The organism is Bradyrhizobium denitrificans, assembly GCF_013179005.1.
Taxonomy (GTDB): Bacteria; Pseudomonadota; Alphaproteobacteria; order Rhizobiales; family Xanthobacteraceae; genus Bradyrhizobium; species Bradyrhizobium denitrificans.
Genome location: NZ_JABFDP010000013.1, coordinates 138,815 through 155,688 on the forward strand (window position 1 = coordinate 138,815; position 16,874 = coordinate 155,688).

At 64.5% G+C, this 16,874-nt stretch carries 15 protein-coding genes; 9 read left to right on the forward strand and 6 right to left on the reverse strand.

Features of this window, described 5'->3' with window-relative positions:
* Positions 1-70 precede the first annotated feature (70 nt).
* Together HL671_RS16055 and mbfA are read right to left on the reverse strand one after the other, a co-directional pair.
* Positions 71-601, reverse strand: coding sequence for a cytochrome b (locus HL671_RS16055; RefSeq protein WP_012046938.1), 531 nt, complete (start codon positions 599-601; stop codon positions 71-73).
* Positions 602-697: 96 nt separating this feature from the next.
* Complete coding sequence (gene mbfA / locus HL671_RS16060; RefSeq protein WP_012046937.1) at positions 698-1,669, reverse strand: iron exporter MbfA; 972 nt, start codon at positions 1,667-1,669, stop codon at positions 698-700.
* Positions 1,670-1,870: 201 nt separating this feature from the next.
* Here mbfA and HL671_RS16065 point away from each other — a divergent pair, with 201 nt between their 5' ends.
* Positions 1,871-2,593 carry a hypothetical protein gene (locus HL671_RS16065; RefSeq protein WP_172236979.1) on the forward strand — a complete coding sequence of 241 codons (723 nt, stop codon included), beginning with the start codon at positions 1,871-1,873 and terminating at the stop codon, positions 2,591-2,593.
* A gap of 75 nt (positions 2,594-2,668) precedes the next feature.
* On the opposite strand, the gene HL671_RS16070 is transcribed toward HL671_RS16065, so the two are convergent.
* From HL671_RS16070 to HL671_RS16085, 4 genes are all read right to left on the reverse strand, one after another.
* Positions 2,669-3,052 carry a hypothetical protein gene (locus HL671_RS16070; RefSeq protein WP_172236980.1) on the reverse strand — a complete coding sequence of 128 codons (384 nt, stop codon included), beginning with the start codon at positions 3,050-3,052 and terminating at the stop codon, positions 2,669-2,671.
* A gap of 95 nt (positions 3,053-3,147) precedes the next feature.
* Entirely contained in the window at positions 3,148-4,218 is a 1,071-nt protein-coding gene (locus HL671_RS16075; protein WP_172237020.1) for an alpha/beta fold hydrolase, read from the reverse strand.
* Positions 4,219-4,448: 230 nt separating this feature from the next.
* On the reverse strand, positions 4,449-5,987 hold the full coding sequence (locus HL671_RS16080; protein ID WP_172236981.1) for an acyl-CoA synthetase: 1,539 nt from the start codon (positions 5,985-5,987) through the stop codon (positions 4,449-4,451).
* Positions 5,988-6,157: 170 nt separating this feature from the next.
* On the reverse strand, positions 6,158-7,330 hold the full coding sequence (locus HL671_RS16085; RefSeq protein WP_172236982.1) for an acetyl-CoA C-acetyltransferase: 1,173 nt from the start codon (positions 7,328-7,330) through the stop codon (positions 6,158-6,160).
* 138 nt (positions 7,331-7,468) lie between these two features.
* On the opposite strand from HL671_RS16085, the gene HL671_RS16090 reads away from it, so the two are divergent.
* The 8 genes from HL671_RS16090 (at position 7,469) to HL671_RS16125 (ending at position 16,770) form a co-directional block, all read left to right on the forward strand.
* Positions 7,469-8,128 (forward strand): TetR family transcriptional regulator, encoded by a 660-nt coding sequence (locus HL671_RS16090; RefSeq protein ID WP_012046931.1) that lies wholly within the window; start codon positions 7,469-7,471, stop codon positions 8,126-8,128.
* Positions 8,129-8,193: 65 nt separating this feature from the next.
* Positions 8,194-8,952 carry an SDR family NAD(P)-dependent oxidoreductase gene (locus tag HL671_RS16095; RefSeq protein ID WP_009027628.1) on the forward strand — a complete coding sequence of 253 codons (759 nt, stop codon included), beginning with the start codon at positions 8,194-8,196 and terminating at the stop codon, positions 8,950-8,952.
* A gap of 209 nt (positions 8,953-9,161) precedes the next feature.
* On the forward strand, positions 9,162-9,968 hold the full coding sequence (locus HL671_RS16100; protein WP_172236983.1) for an enoyl-CoA hydratase/isomerase family protein: 807 nt from the start codon (positions 9,162-9,164) through the stop codon (positions 9,966-9,968).
* Positions 9,969-10,009: 41 nt separating this feature from the next.
* Positions 10,010-11,878 (forward strand): AMP-binding protein, encoded by a 1,869-nt coding sequence (locus tag HL671_RS16105; protein ID WP_172236984.1) that lies wholly within the window; start codon positions 10,010-10,012, stop codon positions 11,876-11,878.
* A gap of 156 nt (positions 11,879-12,034) precedes the next feature.
* Entirely contained in the window at positions 12,035-13,162 is a 1,128-nt protein-coding gene (locus tag HL671_RS16110; RefSeq protein ID WP_012046928.1) for an acyl-CoA dehydrogenase family protein, read from the forward strand.
* Between the two features lie 149 nt (positions 13,163-13,311).
* Positions 13,312-14,556 (forward strand): acyl-CoA dehydrogenase, encoded by a 1,245-nt coding sequence (locus tag HL671_RS16115; RefSeq protein ID WP_012046927.1) that lies wholly within the window; start codon positions 13,312-13,314, stop codon positions 14,554-14,556.
* 152 nt (positions 14,557-14,708) lie between these two features.
* On the forward strand, positions 14,709-15,956 hold the full coding sequence (locus HL671_RS16120; RefSeq protein WP_012046926.1) for an acyl-CoA dehydrogenase: 1,248 nt from the start codon (positions 14,709-14,711) through the stop codon (positions 15,954-15,956).
* A gap of 166 nt (positions 15,957-16,122) precedes the next feature.
* On the forward strand, positions 16,123-16,770 hold the full coding sequence (locus tag HL671_RS16125; RefSeq protein WP_012046925.1) for a nitroreductase: 648 nt from the start codon (positions 16,123-16,125) through the stop codon (positions 16,768-16,770).
* The last annotated feature ends 104 nt before the right edge of the window (positions 16,771-16,874 follow it).

The window sequence follows — 16,874 nt, forward strand, 5'->3', positions numbered from 1 at the left end:
CATGCTCGTGGAGCTCCTTTGTACTCCGGGCGAATGGCAGGCGCTTGACCGAAATTGCGCAGGCCCGTCGTCAGCCTGGCAGCATGCGCTGCATGATGCGGTCGCGATAGACGAAGATGTGCGCCAGGGCGGCGCCGACATGGACGACGATCAGGATCAGCAGCAGCCATTCGGCCGCCTGGTGCAATCCGTCGATGGCGCGGTTGCCCGCCGGGTTGCGGCCGGCCAGCATCGGCAGCGGAAACAGATAGAAGTAGGATACGCTCCAGCCGCGGAACGAGGCGAACAGCCAACCGGTGACGGTGCTCGCCAGCACCATCACATAGAGCATCCAGTGCACCGCCTCCGAGCTCAGCCGCTGCCATGGCGGCAGCGAGCTCTCGGGCGCGACCGGATGCGTCAGCCGCCAGACGAAGCGCACCACGATCAGCGCCAGGATGGTGAGGCCGAAGGAGATGTGCAGGATCATCGGCGCGCCGGGCGGCGTGTTGGCGTGCAGGTCCGGCATCAGCCAGCCGATCGGATATTGGATGGCGAGCAGTGCCACCACCAGCCAGTGCAGGATCTTCGCAGGCGTGCCGTAATGCAGGCGTGGTGTCATGGCGAACAGTCCATTGTGATCGGTCGGCATCGCGATCGGTCTGGCGCAATCCGTGGGCTTGGCCCGGAGTTCCGCAGCCAGCCGCGCGGCAGGTGGCTAGGCCGCTCCTATCAAGATCCCCACCCCAAGCACGATGATGCCGCCGAGCACGATCTGGAACACCGCCTGCAGGAAGGGTGTGTCCATGTAGCGCGCGCGGATATAGGCGATCGCCCACAGCTCGAAGAACACGACGAGGCTGGCGATGGCGGTGGCGATCCAGAACGCGTTGGGCCAGGAGTCGGGGACGAGATAGGGCATGGTGTGGCCGAGGCCGCCGAGCGTGGTCATCGCGCCGCAGACCGCGCCGCGCAGCCAGGGCGAGCCGCGGCCCGTCAGCGAGCCGTCATCGGACAGCGCCTCGGCAAAGCCCATGCTGATGCCGGCGCCGATCGAGGCGGCGAGACCGACCAGGAAGGTCTGGAAGTTCTGGTGGGTGGCGAAGGCGGCAGCGAACAGCGGCGCCAGCGTCGAGACCGAGCCGTCCATCAGTCCGGCAAGGCCTGGCTGCACATATTGCAGCACGAATACGCGCCGGCGCGTCTCGTCCTCCTTGTCGCGGACGTCAGGACTCAGGATCTTGTCGGTCAGTTTCGCCGCGACCTTCTCATGCCCCTTCTCGGCCTCGGCGAGGTCGCCCAGCAGGCGGCGCACGCCGACATCCTTGGCCTGCTCGGCGGCCTTGGCGTAGAAGCGCTCGGCCTCGAACTCCATCGTGCCGACCTCCTTGCGGATGGCATCGAGCGACAGGTTCTTGGTCAGCCAGATCGGGCGGCGCTGCATGAAGCCCTTGACGTTCTCGCGTCGGATCGGCGGCAGGTTCTTGCCGAAACGCTCCTCATAGAGCTCGAGCAGCATGTGCCGGTGGCCCTTTTCCTCCTCGGCCATCTGCTCGAACAGCTTGGCGGAGTCGGGATAGCGCTCCGCCAGGTCCTCCGCGAAGCTCATATAGATGCGGCCGTCTTCCTCTTCGGCCGAGATCGCGATCGCCAGGATCTCGCGCTCTGTGAGGTCGGCAAAATTCTTCATTCCAAGGTCCCCGGATATGCCGTTCTCAACATTCGAGTGTTTAGAACGTTTCTAAAGTCTATACGGATTTGCCGCAGCGCGGTCAAACTGCTGCCGCGGCGCGGTCTCGAAACATTTCGTGACGACGCATTCAGGCCTCAGTCATGGAACCTCGATGCAAATTCATTGTTCGCGTTCCGCTTTGCTAGCTAAGGAGTTCCAATGGACAGCGTCAAATACCGGCTGAACGATCCAGGGTTGGCGCCGCGCCGCACCCGGATGGATATTCCGGGTTGGGCCGGTGAGCGGCAGCCGCGCGCGAATGGCTCGCATGAGCAGGTCTGGCATTGCGTACCATTCTCAGAAGGTGCGCAATATGGCATCGAGCTGTTCTATCCGTATGATTTCGAGCTGAGGGTCACGACCCGCGACGGCAAGCTGGAATTCGCCGGTGAATGGGGCGAGCCGCCGAGCCCGAGCCTGCAATGGCCGCCATTCCGCAATTTCGGCGATGCATTCTACACCTATCAGATCCTGCTCGATCTGAAGGTCCCCAAGGGCTTTGCGATCCGGACCGAGCCGCATCCGCGCTTCTACACCGATCGCACCGATACCTGTCCGATCGCGGTGCCGGCGCTGGTGCGCAATTTCTGGCCGATGCTGTTCTTCTGCGTGTTCAAGGCGCCCGCCGAAGGCCGCACGCATATCTTCCGCCCGGGCGAGCCATTCGCACAGGTGATCGTGATCCCGGAAGAGGCGAACTTCACGGTCGAACCGATGAGCCCTGACGAGGCGGCGGAGCGCGAGCTGCAGTCGCGCCGCATTCACGCCAGCCGCCCGACCCTTGGCAAGGAGACCGAATGGGTCTCGAGCACCAATACGGTGTTCGACGGCACCTATCGTCATCTGCACCGCGCCGCCAAGGAGAAGGCACGCAAGTCGTGACGCTTCCGTTCTCCCAAGCGCAGAGGGCGCCGACCTCCCGGTCGGCGCCCTCTCTGGCTCTCATCGCACTGGCGATCAATAGCGATCGTAGTACCAGTGGTGATGGTGATGATGGTGGTGGTGATGGTAGTACCGGCGCGGTACCACATAGACCCGGGGGCCGTAGCCGTACCCATAGCCAGGGCCGTAGCCATAGCCGCGCCAGTAACCGTGATGGTGGTGGTGATGATGGTGGTGATGGTACCACTGCGCCAGCTGCACCTTCGGCTCGGTCTCCGGCGGCGCCTGCTCGTCGAGCGCCTGCAGCACCTTGGCCGCATTCGGGATCGGCTCGAGCAGGTCGGCGTAGGAGTTGGCCTTCAGCACGTCGCTCGGGGCCGGAGCCGCTGACGCCTGCGCCGTGCCGAGCGCGCCGACAGCGGCGACCGCGCCCAACAAGCCTGCGATCTTCTTATCCATAAAACCTCTCCTGATGCGCATCGCCCGGATGCAAAAACGTCAACCCCGATTGTTCGTTCCTCGAATCGCCTAATAAGTCGGAACGGCGTCCGAAATCAGGCTGTCGATTTGTTCAGGAACGTGAACAGAAGCTCATTGACATGGTCAGGTTGCTCCTGCTGCACCCAATGGCCGGCACGATCGATCAGCTCGCACAGGATCATGTTGGTGCACACTCGGGACTGCATCGCTTCGAACACACCGGGCCCTTGGTAGATGCCCCAGTCTTGCAGGCCGGAGATGAATGCAGACGGAACGTCGATGGTGCGATCCGACCACGTCTGCAATTCCGCGTCGAACAGGCCTGACGTGCCGCAGCGATACCATTGCAGGCCGCCCTGGAAGCCGTTCCGTTCATATTCGGCGGTATAAACCGCGAGCTCGCTGTCGGGCAGCCAGCGATTAGCTGCGATCGCCGCCGCGTCGGGCATCTCCTGGGCGACCGTCTCGGCCATCGTCTTGTCGAGCTCCATCACGTAGTAGGTCGGCAGCTTGGCTAGCTCGTCTGCATTCCAGGCTTGGAGCGGACAGGGTGCGTTGCCCGACCAGTCGGCGCTCTTGTGATGATAGTACGCGCGCAGGAAAGCATGCAGGCCTTGCGGCGCCCGATGCATGTCGGCGTTGGCCTCTGGTGTCGAGTAGTACCATTGATAGTGCTTGCGCGGACGCGACAGCGCGGCCAGCTCGCGGTGCACGGGGTCCTGCTGCGGCGTGAGGGGATGATCCGCGATGCCGAACGGCGCGGCCGGCGGCCCCGCGAACGGCGCGCTCATCATCACGACAGATCGAAACACATCGGGGCGGATCACCGCGCACCACGCGGCGACGAAGCTGCCGAAATCGTGGCCGACCACGGCCGCCACATGGCGATGGCCGAACGCATAGACGACGCCGAGCGCATCGCGCACCAGATTGGTGAAGCGGAACGGGGCGAGGTCGCCACCATACTCGGGGCTCCAGCCGGTGGTGCGGCCATAGCCACGCTGGTCCGGCGCCAGCACATGATAGCCGGCTGCCGCCAGCGCCGGCATCACCTTGCGCCAGCTGAAGGCGAGCTCGGGAAAGCCGTGCAGCAGCAGCACACACGGCCGTCCCGGCGTCTCGAAGCCGGCCTCGAGCACATGCACGCGCAAGCCGTTGATGCCGTCGACGAAGCGGGAGCGGATGGAGGGGGGCAGCGGGAGCGGGGCAAGAGACTGAGACATGGCGTGTACTCTCCTCGCGTCGTCCCGGCGAACGCCGGGACCCATAGCCACAGGATAACGTGGCCGGGCGTGCTGGCAGCTCCAGCCTTCGCAGAATTCAAAACGGTGGCGATGGGTCCCGGCGCAAGGCCGGACGACAGCCCGCCTGGGGGTCAGGCCGCGCCCTTCTTCGGCCAATAGCGTTCGCGCAAATGGCGTTTGACCAGCTTGCCGGTCGGGGTGCGCGGCAGCTCCGGCTCGAAGTCGATCGAGCGCGGGCATTTGATCGGCGACAGATGCTGGCGGCAGAACAGGATCAACTGCTCCTCCAACGCCTTGCCGGCACGGGACATGTCGTGCGGCTGCACCACTGCCTTGACCTCTTCTCCCATCTCCTCGTTCGGCACGCCGAACACGGCGACATCAGCGACGTCGGGATGGGTGATGAGAACGTCCTCGGTCTCCTGCGGGTAGATGTTCACGCCGCCGGAGATGATCATGTAGGATTTGCGGTCGGTGAGATAGAGGAAGCCGTCGGCATCGAGATAGCCGACATCGCCGAGCGTCGACCAGCCCTTGTCGTTGTAGGCCCGCTTCGTCTTCTCCGGATCGTTGTGATAGGAGAATACAGGTGCGTCGGCGAAATAGACCGAGCCGATCTCGCCGGTCGGCAGCTCCTTGTCGTCCTCGCCAAGAATCTTGATCTTGCCGACGACGGCGCGGCCGACGCTGCCGCGATGCTCCAGCCACTGCTTCGAGGTGCACACGGTGACGCCGTTGCCTTCGGAACCGGCATAATACTCGATCAGGATCGGTCCCCACCACTCGATCATCTTCGCCTTGACGTCGACAGGGCAGGGCGCGGCGGCGTGGATCGCGCCCTTCAAGGTCGAGACGTCGTAACGCCTGCGCACATCGTCAGGCAGCTTCAGCATGCGCACGAACATGGTCGGCACCAGCTGCGACTGCGTGACCTTGTATTTCTCCACCAGTCGCAGGAAGTCCTCGGCGTCGAAATGCTCCATGATGATCGAGGTGCCGCCAAGCACGATCGCCATCATGTTGAAGCGCAGCGGCGCCGCGTGATAGAGCGGCGCCGGCGACAAATAAATGCTCTCGGCATTCATGCCGCACATGTCGGCGCAGAGCACGCGCAGGAACTGATTCGGCGCCTCGATAGGATTGCCTTCAAAGTCCTTCTTGATGCCCTTGGGCCGCCCGGTCGTACCGGACGAATACAGCATGTCATAGCCGGCGACCTGGTCGGCAATCGGCGTCTTGGGCTGCGCGCCAGCCTCCTTGTCCCAGGAGCGGAAGCCGGGTTCGGGCTCGTCGACCATGAAAAACATCGGGCCATTAGCCGCGGTCACGAGATCGCGGACCTGCTCGGCGCATTTCGGCGAGGTGATGAAGACCTTGGCGCCGCAATCCTTGATGATGTAGGCGATCTCGTCCTTGGTGAGATAGCGGCTGATCGCGGTGTAATAGAGGCCGGAGCGCTGCGCGGCCCATGCGATCTCCATGAAGGCGAGCCGGTTCTCCATCAGGAAGGCGATGTGATCGCCGGCTTTCAGCCCCAAAGCGCGGAACAGCTGTGCACCCTGGTTGGAGAGCTCGTCGAGCTCGCGATAGGTGATGGCCTTGCCGGTCGCCGCCATCTGATAGGCGATCTTGTCGGGATGGCTCTGGGCATGAATGGAGGGGTGGGTCATGAGGGGCACACCGCTGATCTGGAAAAAAGCTGTCGTCCCGGCCTCGAGCCGGGACCCATAACCACAGGAGCCTGTGGTGAGAGCAAGCTGTGGCTCCAACTCGCCCGACATTCAATTCGGTGGCTTTGGGTCCGGCTTTCGCCGGGACGACACCGTTATTGAGGCGGGACCTACAGCCGCTCCACGATCGTCACATTCGCCATGCCGCCGCCTTCGCACATGGTCTGCAGGCCGTAGCGCTTGTTGCGCTGCTTCAGCGCATGCAGCAGCGTGGTCATCAGCTTGGTGCCGGAGCCGCCGAGCGGATGGCCGAGCGCGATCGCGCCGCCATTGACGTTGAGCCTCTCAGGATCGGCGCCGGTGGTCTTGAGCCAGGCGGTCGGCACCGAGGCAAAGGCCTCGTTGACCTCATAGAGGTCGATGTCGTCGATCGACATGCCGGCCTTCTGCAGCGCGCGCTGCGTCGCCGGCAGCGGCGCCTCCAGCATGATGACGGGATCGCCGCCCATCATCGTCATGTGATGCACGCGCGCGATCGGCTTGACGCCGAGCGACTTCAGGCCGCGCTCGTTGACGACCATCACGCCCGAGGCGCCGTCGCAGATCTGGCTCGCGGTCGCCGCCGTCAACTTGCCGTTCTCGGCGATCAGCTTGACGCCCTTGATGCCGTCCAGGCTGACATCGAAGCGGATGCCTTCGTCGATATGGTGGGTGTCGGTCGAGCCGTCCGCGCGGGTAATCTGCAGCGGGACGATCTCGTCCTTGAAATGGCCGGCTTGTGTCGCGGCAATCGCGCGTTGATGACTATTATAGGCGTATTCGTCGAGCTCGTCCTTGGACAGCCCGTACTTCTCCGCCATCATCTCCGCGCCGGTGAACTGGCTGAACTGGATATTCGGATAGCGGCTCTGCATGTTCGGGCTCATGTAATGCCCGAAGCCGTTCTTGGCCGGCAGCGTCGAGGCGAGGCCCATCGGCACCCGCGTCATCGACTCCACGCCCGCGGCGATCACGACATCCATCGCGCCGGACATCACGGCCTGGGCCGCGAAATGCAGCGCCTGCTGCGAGGAGCCGCATTGGCGGTCGATCGAGGTGCCCGGCACGCTCTCCGGCAGCTTCGAGGCCAGCACCGCGTTGCGCGCGATGTTGGTGGACTGCTCGCCGGTCTGCATCACGCAGCCCATGATGACGTCCTCGACCTGGTCCGGCGCGGCGCCGGAGCGCTCGACCAGCGCGTCCAGCACCTTCGCGGCGAGATCGGCCGGATGCCAGCCGGCCAGGCGGCCTCCTTTGCGACCGCCGGCCGTGCGTGCAGCCGCGACGATATAGGCTTCCGCCATGACGTTTCCTCCCTAGACTTGGTGTTCGTAATTGGCGCCGATTTAAATGCGCGATTGAGCCTTAGTCAATCGATCAATTAACTCTTGAGATCAACTCTGGCTTCGGCTTATCTGGCTCAATCATTAGCGAGACACGTCTTGAGACCACAGCTTCAGAACAGCGTGCCGGAGAAACTTCCCGCGGGGCGGAATGCCACCGCGGAGAAGCTGTTGGATGCGGCGAGCGAGCTGATGATCGCGCGCTCCTCGATCGAGATTTCGCTGAGCGACATCGCGCAGAAGTCCGGCGCCAACGCCGCGCTGGTCAAATACCATTTCGGCAACAAGGATGGCCTGCTGCTGGCGCTGCTCGCGCGCGACGCCGCGACCGAGGTGGCCAATCTCGAATACCTCCTGGCGCAGCCGATTTCGCCGACGGCCAAACTGAAGCTGCATATCAGCGGCATCATCCGCGCCTATCACCGGTTTCCCTATATGAACCGGCTGATCCATTATCTGCTGCATGAGAGCAGCGCCGAGGCGGCCGACGAGGTGTCGAAGTTCTTCGTCGCGCCGCTCTTGGATTTCCACCGCCGGCTGATCGAGGAGGGCGTCGCCCAGGGCGAGTTTCGCGCCGTCGATCCGGTGCTGTTCTACACCAGCCTGATCGGCGCCTGCGATCATCTGTTCTTCGGCCGCCATGCGATGTCGCGCGCCATCGGCGTGGGTCCGGTCACCGATGATGTCTGCCGCCAGTACATCGCCCATATGGAGGCGCTGATCTGCGGCGGAATATTGCAAGGGGCGAGTGGCGAATAGCGGCTTCCCTCTATTCGCTGCTCTCTACTCGCTATTCGCCAATAACAAAAGACGGAGGAACCATCATGCAGTTGAACAATGTTGCCGTTCTCATCACCGGCGGTGGCTCGGGTCTCGGCGCTGCCACGGCACGCGCCATGGCGGCCAAGGGGGCCAAGGTGGCCGTGCTCGATCAGAGCCTGGAGAATGCCGAGAAGGTCGCCGCCGAGATCAAGGGCGTCGCCTTGCATGCCGACGTCACCAATGAGGACCAGGTCAAGGCCGGCATCGCCAAGGCCGAGGCCGCGCACGGCATCGCCCGCGTGCTCGTGAACTGCGCCGGCATCGGCGGCTCGCAGCGCATCGTCGGCAAGGACGGCGTCTATCCGCTCGCCAAGTTCGCCCGCATCATCAACGTCAACCTGATCGGCACCTTCAATGTGCTGCGGCTGTTTGCGGAGCGCCTGGTTACCGCCGAGCCGATCGGCGAAGAGCGTGGCGTTGCCATCAACACCGCCAGTGTTGCGGCCTATGAAGGCCAGATCGGGCAGATCGCCTATTCGGCGTCGAAGGGCGGCGTCGTCGGCCTGACGCTGCCGGCCGCGCGCGATCTCGCCAGCCAGAAGATCCGCGTCAACACCATCGCGCCCGGCCTGTTCCTGACGCCGCTGCTGATGGGTCTGAACGAAGAAGCCCGCAAGAGTCTCGGCGCCCAGGTGCCGCATCCGGCCCGTCTCGGTGATGCTTCGGAATACGGCAACCTTGCGGTCCACATCGTCGAAAACCCGATGCTGAACGGCGAAACCATCCGTCTCGACGGCGCCATCCGCATGGCGCCGCGCTAGTCGTTCCATCTAAGGTGCCCCCTCTCCCCTTGTGGGAGAGGGTGGCGCGCGAAGCGCGACGGGTGAGGGGTCTCTCTCAGCGCGTGAGAATGTCGAGATAAACCGCTCACCCGAGCGAATCCGGGGCTGATGTCGGTGATGCCCTCTCCCTCAAGGGGAGAGGGCGCAGTAACGACCTCCGGCGCATTGTTGAAGCGAGCGAGCTTTGCATGTCCCAACCGCTGCTGATCGAGCACGACAATGGTGTCGACCGGGTGACGCTCAATCGTCCGGACAGTCTCAATGCGCTCGATTCCACGCTGATCGACGCGCTCAATACCTATTTCGAGGGTCTGCAGCGCAATCGCACCACGCGCGTCGTGGTGCTGAAGGGCGCGGGACAGAATTTCTGCGCCGGGCTCGACCTGAAGGCCGCGATGCAGCGGCGTGGCGGCGTCAACGAGCCGCCCAGCGTAACCGAGTCGCTCGACTCGCAGCGGCGCATTGCGGACATCGTGATGCTGATGCGGCGCTGTCCGCAGCCGATCATCGCGCTGGTGCAGGGCGCGGCCGCCGGCGGCGGTTTCGCGCTGGCGCTGGCCGCTGACATCCGCATCGCCTCGCGCTCGGCGCGGATGAATTGCGCCTTCGTCAAGCTGGGACTCGGCGGCTGCGACATCGGCACCAGCTACTTTTTGCCGCGCCTCGTCGGCGTGTCCATCGCCTCCGAGCTCATCCTCACCGGCCGCTTCATCGGCGCCGAGCGCGCGCTGATGGTCGGATTGGTGTCGGAGATCGTCGAGGAGGACATGCTCGAGAGCGCCGCCGCGCCCTTCATCGATGCGATGATGAGCGCCTCGCCGGTCGGGCTTCGGCTGTCGAAGGAGTGTCTCAACATGAGCGTCGACGCCGCATCGATCGATGCGGTGATCGCCATGGAGGATCGCAACCAGGTGCTGTGCAGCCGCTCGGAGGATTTCAAGGAAGGCATTCAAGCCTTCCTTGAGAAGCGCAAGCCGGTCTATACCAACCGCTAGATATCAAGATCCGTAAAGGACGATATTTCGGGAGACGCAAAATGGACGGGACGGCAGCGAAGGTGCTGGAGAAGCCGGCATTCCGCAAGGTCAATTGGCTGGCGCGCGACATCGACGTCGAACGCCGTGCCGATGGCGTCATCATCATCAAGTCGCGCATTCCGCTGCAGGCCTATGAGCCGCATCTCGCCGCGCCGCTCGCCCGCTGGGCCAAGGAGGCTCCGACGCGGACCTGGCTCGCGCAACGCAGCGGGCCCGAGCGGCAATGGCGCAAGCTGTCCTATGCGGACGCCAAGCGCACCGTCGATGGGCTGACGCAAGGACTGCTCAATCTGAAGCTCGACGGCCGTCCCGTTGCGATCCTCTCCGGCAATTCGATCGAGCATGCGCTGCTGACGATGGCCGCGATGCAGGCGCGGCTGCCGGCGGCGCCGGTGTCGCCGGCCTATTCGCTGATGAGCCACGATCATCTCAAGCTCAAATATCTATTCGGGCTGGTGAAGCCGGGCGTCGTGATGGTGCAGGACGGCCCGGCCTTCGAGAAGGCGCTGAAGGCGCTCGACCTCGACGGCGTGACCGTGATCCATGTCGCGCGTCCGTGTGACGGCGTTCCGAGCGTCGGCTTCGCCGATCTGGCGGCGACGCCGGTGACATCAGAGGTCGCGGCGTCGGTCGCGCAGATCACGCCGGAGACCGTCGGCAAACTCTTGTTCACCTCCGGCTCGACCGGCATGCCCAAGGCGGTCATCAACACCCAGCGCATGATGTGCGCTAATGCGGCGATGATGATGCAGACGCGCCCGCGCGGGCCCGATGCGCCGATCTCGACGGTGCTCGACTGGATGCCATGGAATCACACCATGGGCGGCAATGCGCTGTTCAATCCGCTGCTGATCGAGGGCGGGACGCTGTACATCGACGATGGCCGGCCGATGCCCGGCCTGTTCGACGAGACGATCAGGAATCTGCGGGAGGTGTCGCCGACCTACTACGCCAATGTCCCCGCCGGCTACGCCGCGCTGGCGGCGGCGATGGAGAAGGATGACGCGCTGTGCCGCTCCTTCTTCAAGGATCTGGGCATCATGGCCTATGGCGGCGCGCGCCTGCCGGATGATCTCTACGAGCGCATGCAGGCGCTGGCCGTGAAAACAACCGGCGAGCGGATCGTGTTCTACACCGGCTGGGGCTCGACCGAGACGGCGCCGACCTCGACCGGCACCTATTGGAACACCGAGCGCGTCGGCCTGATCGGCCTGCCATTCCCCGGGGTCGAGCTGAAGATGGTGCCGACCGGCGACAAATACGAGCTGCGGCTGCGCGGCATCAACGTGATGCCCGGCTATTTCGGCCAGCCCGAGCTGACCAAGAAGGCGTTCGACGAGGAGGGTTTCTACTGTATCGGCGATGCCGGCGTGTTCGTCGATCCCGATGATCCGGCGCAGGGCATCATCTTCGCCGGCCGCGTCGTCGAGGATTTCAAGCTGACCACCGGCACCTTCGTGCATGTCGGTTCGCTGCGTACCGATGCGATCGCCGCCGCCACCCCGGCCGTCCATGATGCGCTGGTGACGGGGCAGGACCGCGACTATGTCGGACTGCTGGCGTGGCCCAATCTGCATGCCTGCCGGCAGCTGGTCGGCAATCCCGAGGCGACATTCGCGGACGTGGTGAAGCATCCGGCCGTTATCGATTGCGTTCGGCGCGGCCTCGAGGCCCACAACAAGGAGTGCGAGGGTGCAAGCAGCCGGCGCATCGGCCGCGCGATGCTGATGGTCGAGCCGCCGTCGATCGATGGCCATGAGCTGACCGACAAGGGCTATATCAACCAGCGCGCCGGCCTCGAACGCCGCGCCGCGCTGGTCGAGCGGCTCTATGCCGCCGAGCCCGACAGCGACGTGATCATACTGTGATGAGTCCCCGCTCTCTCTATTCGTCATTCCGGGATGCGTGCGAAGCACGCAGGCCCGGAATCCATAACCCCGATCGGGCGTATGGATTCCGGGCTCGCGCTCCGCGCGCCCCGGAATGACGGAGATACTTTCGAATATCAAAGGCGAGTGACACCCATGAACTTCGATTTCTCCGACGACCAGAAGCAGTTGCGGGACCAGGCGCGGAAATTCCTCGCCGAGAAGTGTCCGCCCAAGGCGGTGCGCGTCGTGCTTGACGGGCAGGCACCCTATGACCGCGCGCTGTGGAAGGGCTTTGCCGAAATGGGCTTCCTCGGCGTTGCCATTCCGGAAGAATATGGCGGCGCGGGCGCCGGCCATCTCGAGCTGTGCGTGATTGCCGAGGAGGTCGGCCGCGCGCTGGCGCCGGTGCCGTTCTCATCGACGGTGTATCTCGCCGCTGAGGTCCTGATGCTGGCCGGCAGCGATGCGCAGAAGCAGGCGTGGCTGCCGAAGATCGCGAGCGGCGAGGCGATCGGCACCTTTGCGCTGTTCGAGGGCACGGGCAATCCCTCTCCGAAGGCGATCAGGCTGGACGCGGCGAACGGTGTCCTCAATGGCGTCAAGACGCCGGTCGCTGACGGCGCCATTGCCGATCTCATCATCGTCGCGGCGCGCACCGCCTCGACCGGCCGCGACAGCGACATCTCACTGTTCCTCGTCGATGCGAAGGCCGGCGGTGTCGACGCCAAGGCGTTGACCAATCTCGATCCGACCCGTGGCCAGGCCGAGCTCACGTTCAAGACCTGCAAAGCGGAGCCGCTCGGCGCTCCCGGCGAGGGGTGGAGCATCATCACCCAGGTGCTCGATCGCGCCGCGGTGCTGACGGCGTTCGAGCAGGTCGGTGGCTCGGACCGCGCGCTGGAGATGGGCCGCGACTACGCGTTGGATCGTATCGCCTTCGGTCGTCCGATCGGATCGTTCCAGGCGGTCAAGCACATGCTCGCCGACATGTATGTCTCTGCGACCCTGGCGCGTTCGAACGCCTATTACGGCGCCTGGGCGCTCTCGACCAACGCGCCTGAATTGCCGGAGGCTGCGGCATCGTCGCGGATCAGCGCGACGCAGGCCTATCAGCACTGTGCCAAGAACAACATCCAGGTCCATGGCGGCATGGGCTTCACCTGGGAGTTCGACTGCCACATGTACTACCGCCGCGCCAACGCGCTCGCGCTCGGCCTTGGCAGCCTGTCCTACTGGGAAGACCAGCTGATCGACCGCATGCGCAAGCGCAATGCGGCGTGAGTCAGAGCCGAACATGCCGTCGTCATTGCGAGGAGCCGCAGGCGACGAAGCAATCCAGTGTCTTCGTTTGGCCCTGGATGGCTTCGCTTCGCTCGCAATGACGCTGACGAGATCGACCGGTCAATTGCTACCAGAGCAGGGTCTGAACCATGAATTTCGATGACACTCCGCAGGAGGCCGCGTTCCGCAGCCAAGCCCGGGCTTGGATCGCCGCCAACGCGCCGAAGGAATATGAAGACGAGCTGCGCGCCACCTCGCTTGGCCGTGTCGGGCTGAAGAACGCCGATATCCTTGAGGTCGCCAAGGCCTGGCAGAAGAAGAAGGCCGATGCCGGCTGGGCCTGCCTGCATTGGCCCAAGGAATATGGCGGCCGCGGCGCCTCGCCGATCGAGCGCGTCATCTGGCAGCAGGAGGAGGGGCCGTTCGGCAAGCTCTCCGGCCTGTTCATCATCGGTCACGGCATGTGCGGTCCGACGGTGATGGCCTATGCGTCCGAGGAGCATAAGCGGCAGTATCTGCCGCCGCTGGCGTCGGGTGAGAAGGTGTGGTGCCAGCTCTTCTCCGAGCCCGCGGGCGGCTCGGACGTCGCGGGCCTGCGCACCCGCGCCGAGAAGCGCGGCGACGCGTGGGTCATCAACGGTCAGAAGATCTGGACCTCGGGCGCGCATTACTCCGACTACGGCATCCTGCTGACGCGGACCGATCCGACCGTGCCCAAGCACAAGGGGCTCACCATGTTCTTCCTGGATATGAAGAGCAAAGGTGTCGAGGTGCGTCCGATCAAGCAGGCGAGCGGGCATTCGGACTTCAACGAGGTCTATTTCACCGACGTCGTGATTCCGGACTCGCAGCGGCTCGGCGCCGTCAATGACGGCTGGAACGTTGCCCTCACCACCTTGATGAACGAGCGCATGTCGATCGGCGCCGGTGTCGCGACCGGCTTTCCCGAGCTGTTCGCCTTCTGCTCCAACCTCATGCTGGACGATCGTCCGGCGATCGAGGACCGCAATGTGCGCTCCAAGCTCGCGAGCTGGGCCGTGAAGGCGAGCGGGCTGAAATACACCAGCATGCGCGCGATTTCCGCGCTGTCGAAGGGCGAGCGTCCCGGTCCGGAGAACTCGATCGGCAAGCTGGTCGCGGGACCCATGATCCAGGACGTGGCGGCCTACGCGCTCGATCTGCAGGGGGCGGCCGGCGTGCTGAGCGGTTCCGAGGCGGAGCTTGCCGGCAAATTCCAGGCGATGCTGCTGCGCGCCCCCGGCACCCGCGTCGAAGGCGGCACCGACGAGATCATGCGCAACATCATCGCCGAGCGCGTGCTCGGCCTGCCCGGCGACATTCGGGTCGACAAGGACGTGCCGTTCAACCAGGTGCCGACCAAGGGACGCGCCTAGACCCTTATCGTGAGGAGCTGCGCAGCAGCGTCTCGAAGGATGAGGCCCGTATCGGGGCCTCATGGTTCGAAACGGCGCCAAGGGGCGCCTCCTCACCACGAGGGGAAAGGCCTGACCCGAGATCAGCTATCCACTGACGCAAGAGAGCCACCATGAACTTCGATGACACTCCGCAGGAAGCCGCCTTTCGCGAGACCGCGCGTGCCTGGGTCGCAGCCAATGCGCCGAAGGACCTCGAGGCGGAGCTGGCGAGTTCCTCGCTCGGGCGCATCCGGCTCAAGCATGCCGATATCGTCGAGGTCGGCAAGGCCTGGCAGAAGAAGAAGGCCGAGGGCGGCTGGGCCTGTCTGCACTGGCCAAGGGAGTATGGCGGCCGCGGCGCCACGCCGATCGAGCGGGTCATCTGGCAGCAGGAGGAGGGCGTCTACGGCAAGCTGACGCAGCCGTTCCAGATCGGCGAGGGCATGTGCGGCCCGACGGTGATGGCCTATGGCAGCGAGGCGCACAAGCGGCGCTACCTGCCGAAGCTCGCCTCCGGCGAGGAGATCTGGTGCCAACTGTTCTCCGAGCCCGCCGGCGGCTCGGATGTCGCGGGCCTGCGCACCCGCGCTGAGCAGCGCGGCGATGACTGGATCATCAACGGCCAGAAGATCTGGACCTCGGGCGCGCACTACTCCGATTACGGCCTCCTGATCACGCGCACCGACCCCAACGTGCCCAAGCACAAGGGTCTGACGATGTTCTTCCTGGACATGAAAAGTCCCGGCGTCGAGGTCCGCCCGATCAAGCAGGCCAACGGCATGCAGGAGTTCAACGAGGTCTATTTCACCGACGTGGTGATCCCGGACAGTCAGCGCCTCGGCGCGGTCGGTGATGGCTGGAACGTGTCGCTGACCACCTTGATGAACGAGCGCATGTCGATCGGTGCAAGGCTCGCCACTGGCTTCCCAGAAATCTTCGAGTTCTGCACCAACCTGATGACCGACAACGGGCTTGCGATCGACGATCGCGCCACGCGCTCCAAGCTGGCGTCCTGGGCGGTGAAGGCGAGCGGGCTGAAATACACCAGCTACCGCGCGATCTCGGCGCTGTCGAAGGGCGAGCGACCGGGGCCGGAGAACTCGATTGGCAAGCTGGTGGCCGGTGTCATGCTGCAGGATATCGCGACCTATGCCATGGATCTCGAGGGCGCCGCAGGCGTGCTCACGGGCGCAGACGAACAGGTCACGCAGGGACAGTTTCAACAGATGCTGCTGACCTCGCCCTCGATGCGCATCGCTGGCGGCACCGACGAGATCCTGCGCAACATCATCGCCGAGCGCGTGCTCGGTCTGCCCGGTGACATCCGTGTCGACAAGGATGTGCCGTTCAACAAGGTGCCAACCAGGGGACGGAGCTAGGCCCTCATTCTGAGGAGCTGCGCAGCAGCATCTCGCCTCATGGTTCGAGACGGCGCTGGGCGCCTGCTCACCATGAGGGGAGGCCATCGGTCGGAGCGAGAACCATCCAATGCAAACAGATGCCGAAGCCGTGCAGACAGACCCCATTGCCATCCTCGAAGAGCTGATGGCCGCGCGGTTCTCCTGCCGCAGTTTCCGGATCGATGCGGTGCCGCGCGCGACCATCGAGCGCATCCTGACGGCGGCCCAGAAGACGGCATCGTGGTGCAACAGCCAGCCCTGGCGGGTCGAGATCACCTCGGGGGCGGCGACGGAGGCGTTCCGCAAGGTGATGTATGCGGCTGCGTCGAGCGGCAAGCCGGCCGCAGGCGACTTCCCGTTTCCGCGCGAATACAAGGGCGTCTATCTCGATCGGCGCCGCGAGAGCGGCTTCCAGCTCTACAACGCGCTCGGCATTGAACGCGGCGACAAGGCGGGCTACGCGCGGCAAGCGCTGGAGAACTACAACTTCTTCGGCGCGCCGCATGTGGCGATCATTCATAGCGACGAGGCGCTCGGCACCTATGGCGCGATCGACTGCGGCGGCTATGTGACGAGCTTCCTGCTGGCGGCGCAGGCGCTCGGCGTCGCCACGGTGCCGCAGGCGGCGCTGGCGTTTCATTCTGACCTGGTGCGCCAGCATTTCGGCCTTGCAGACGATCGCAAAATCGTCTGTGGCATCTCGTTCGGCTATCCCGACCTCAGCCATAAGGCCAATTCCTACCGGACCAGCCGTGCCGCGATCGCAGACACCGCCCGCTTCGTCGACAAATAGGATCATAACTTGGTGCGCTTGTGGCCAGTGTCACGGCCGCCAGCGCGCTCTTCAAAGCGGCTTAACCGCCGCAGATCAATTGCGTGTGTCCGGCCGACGTCGCG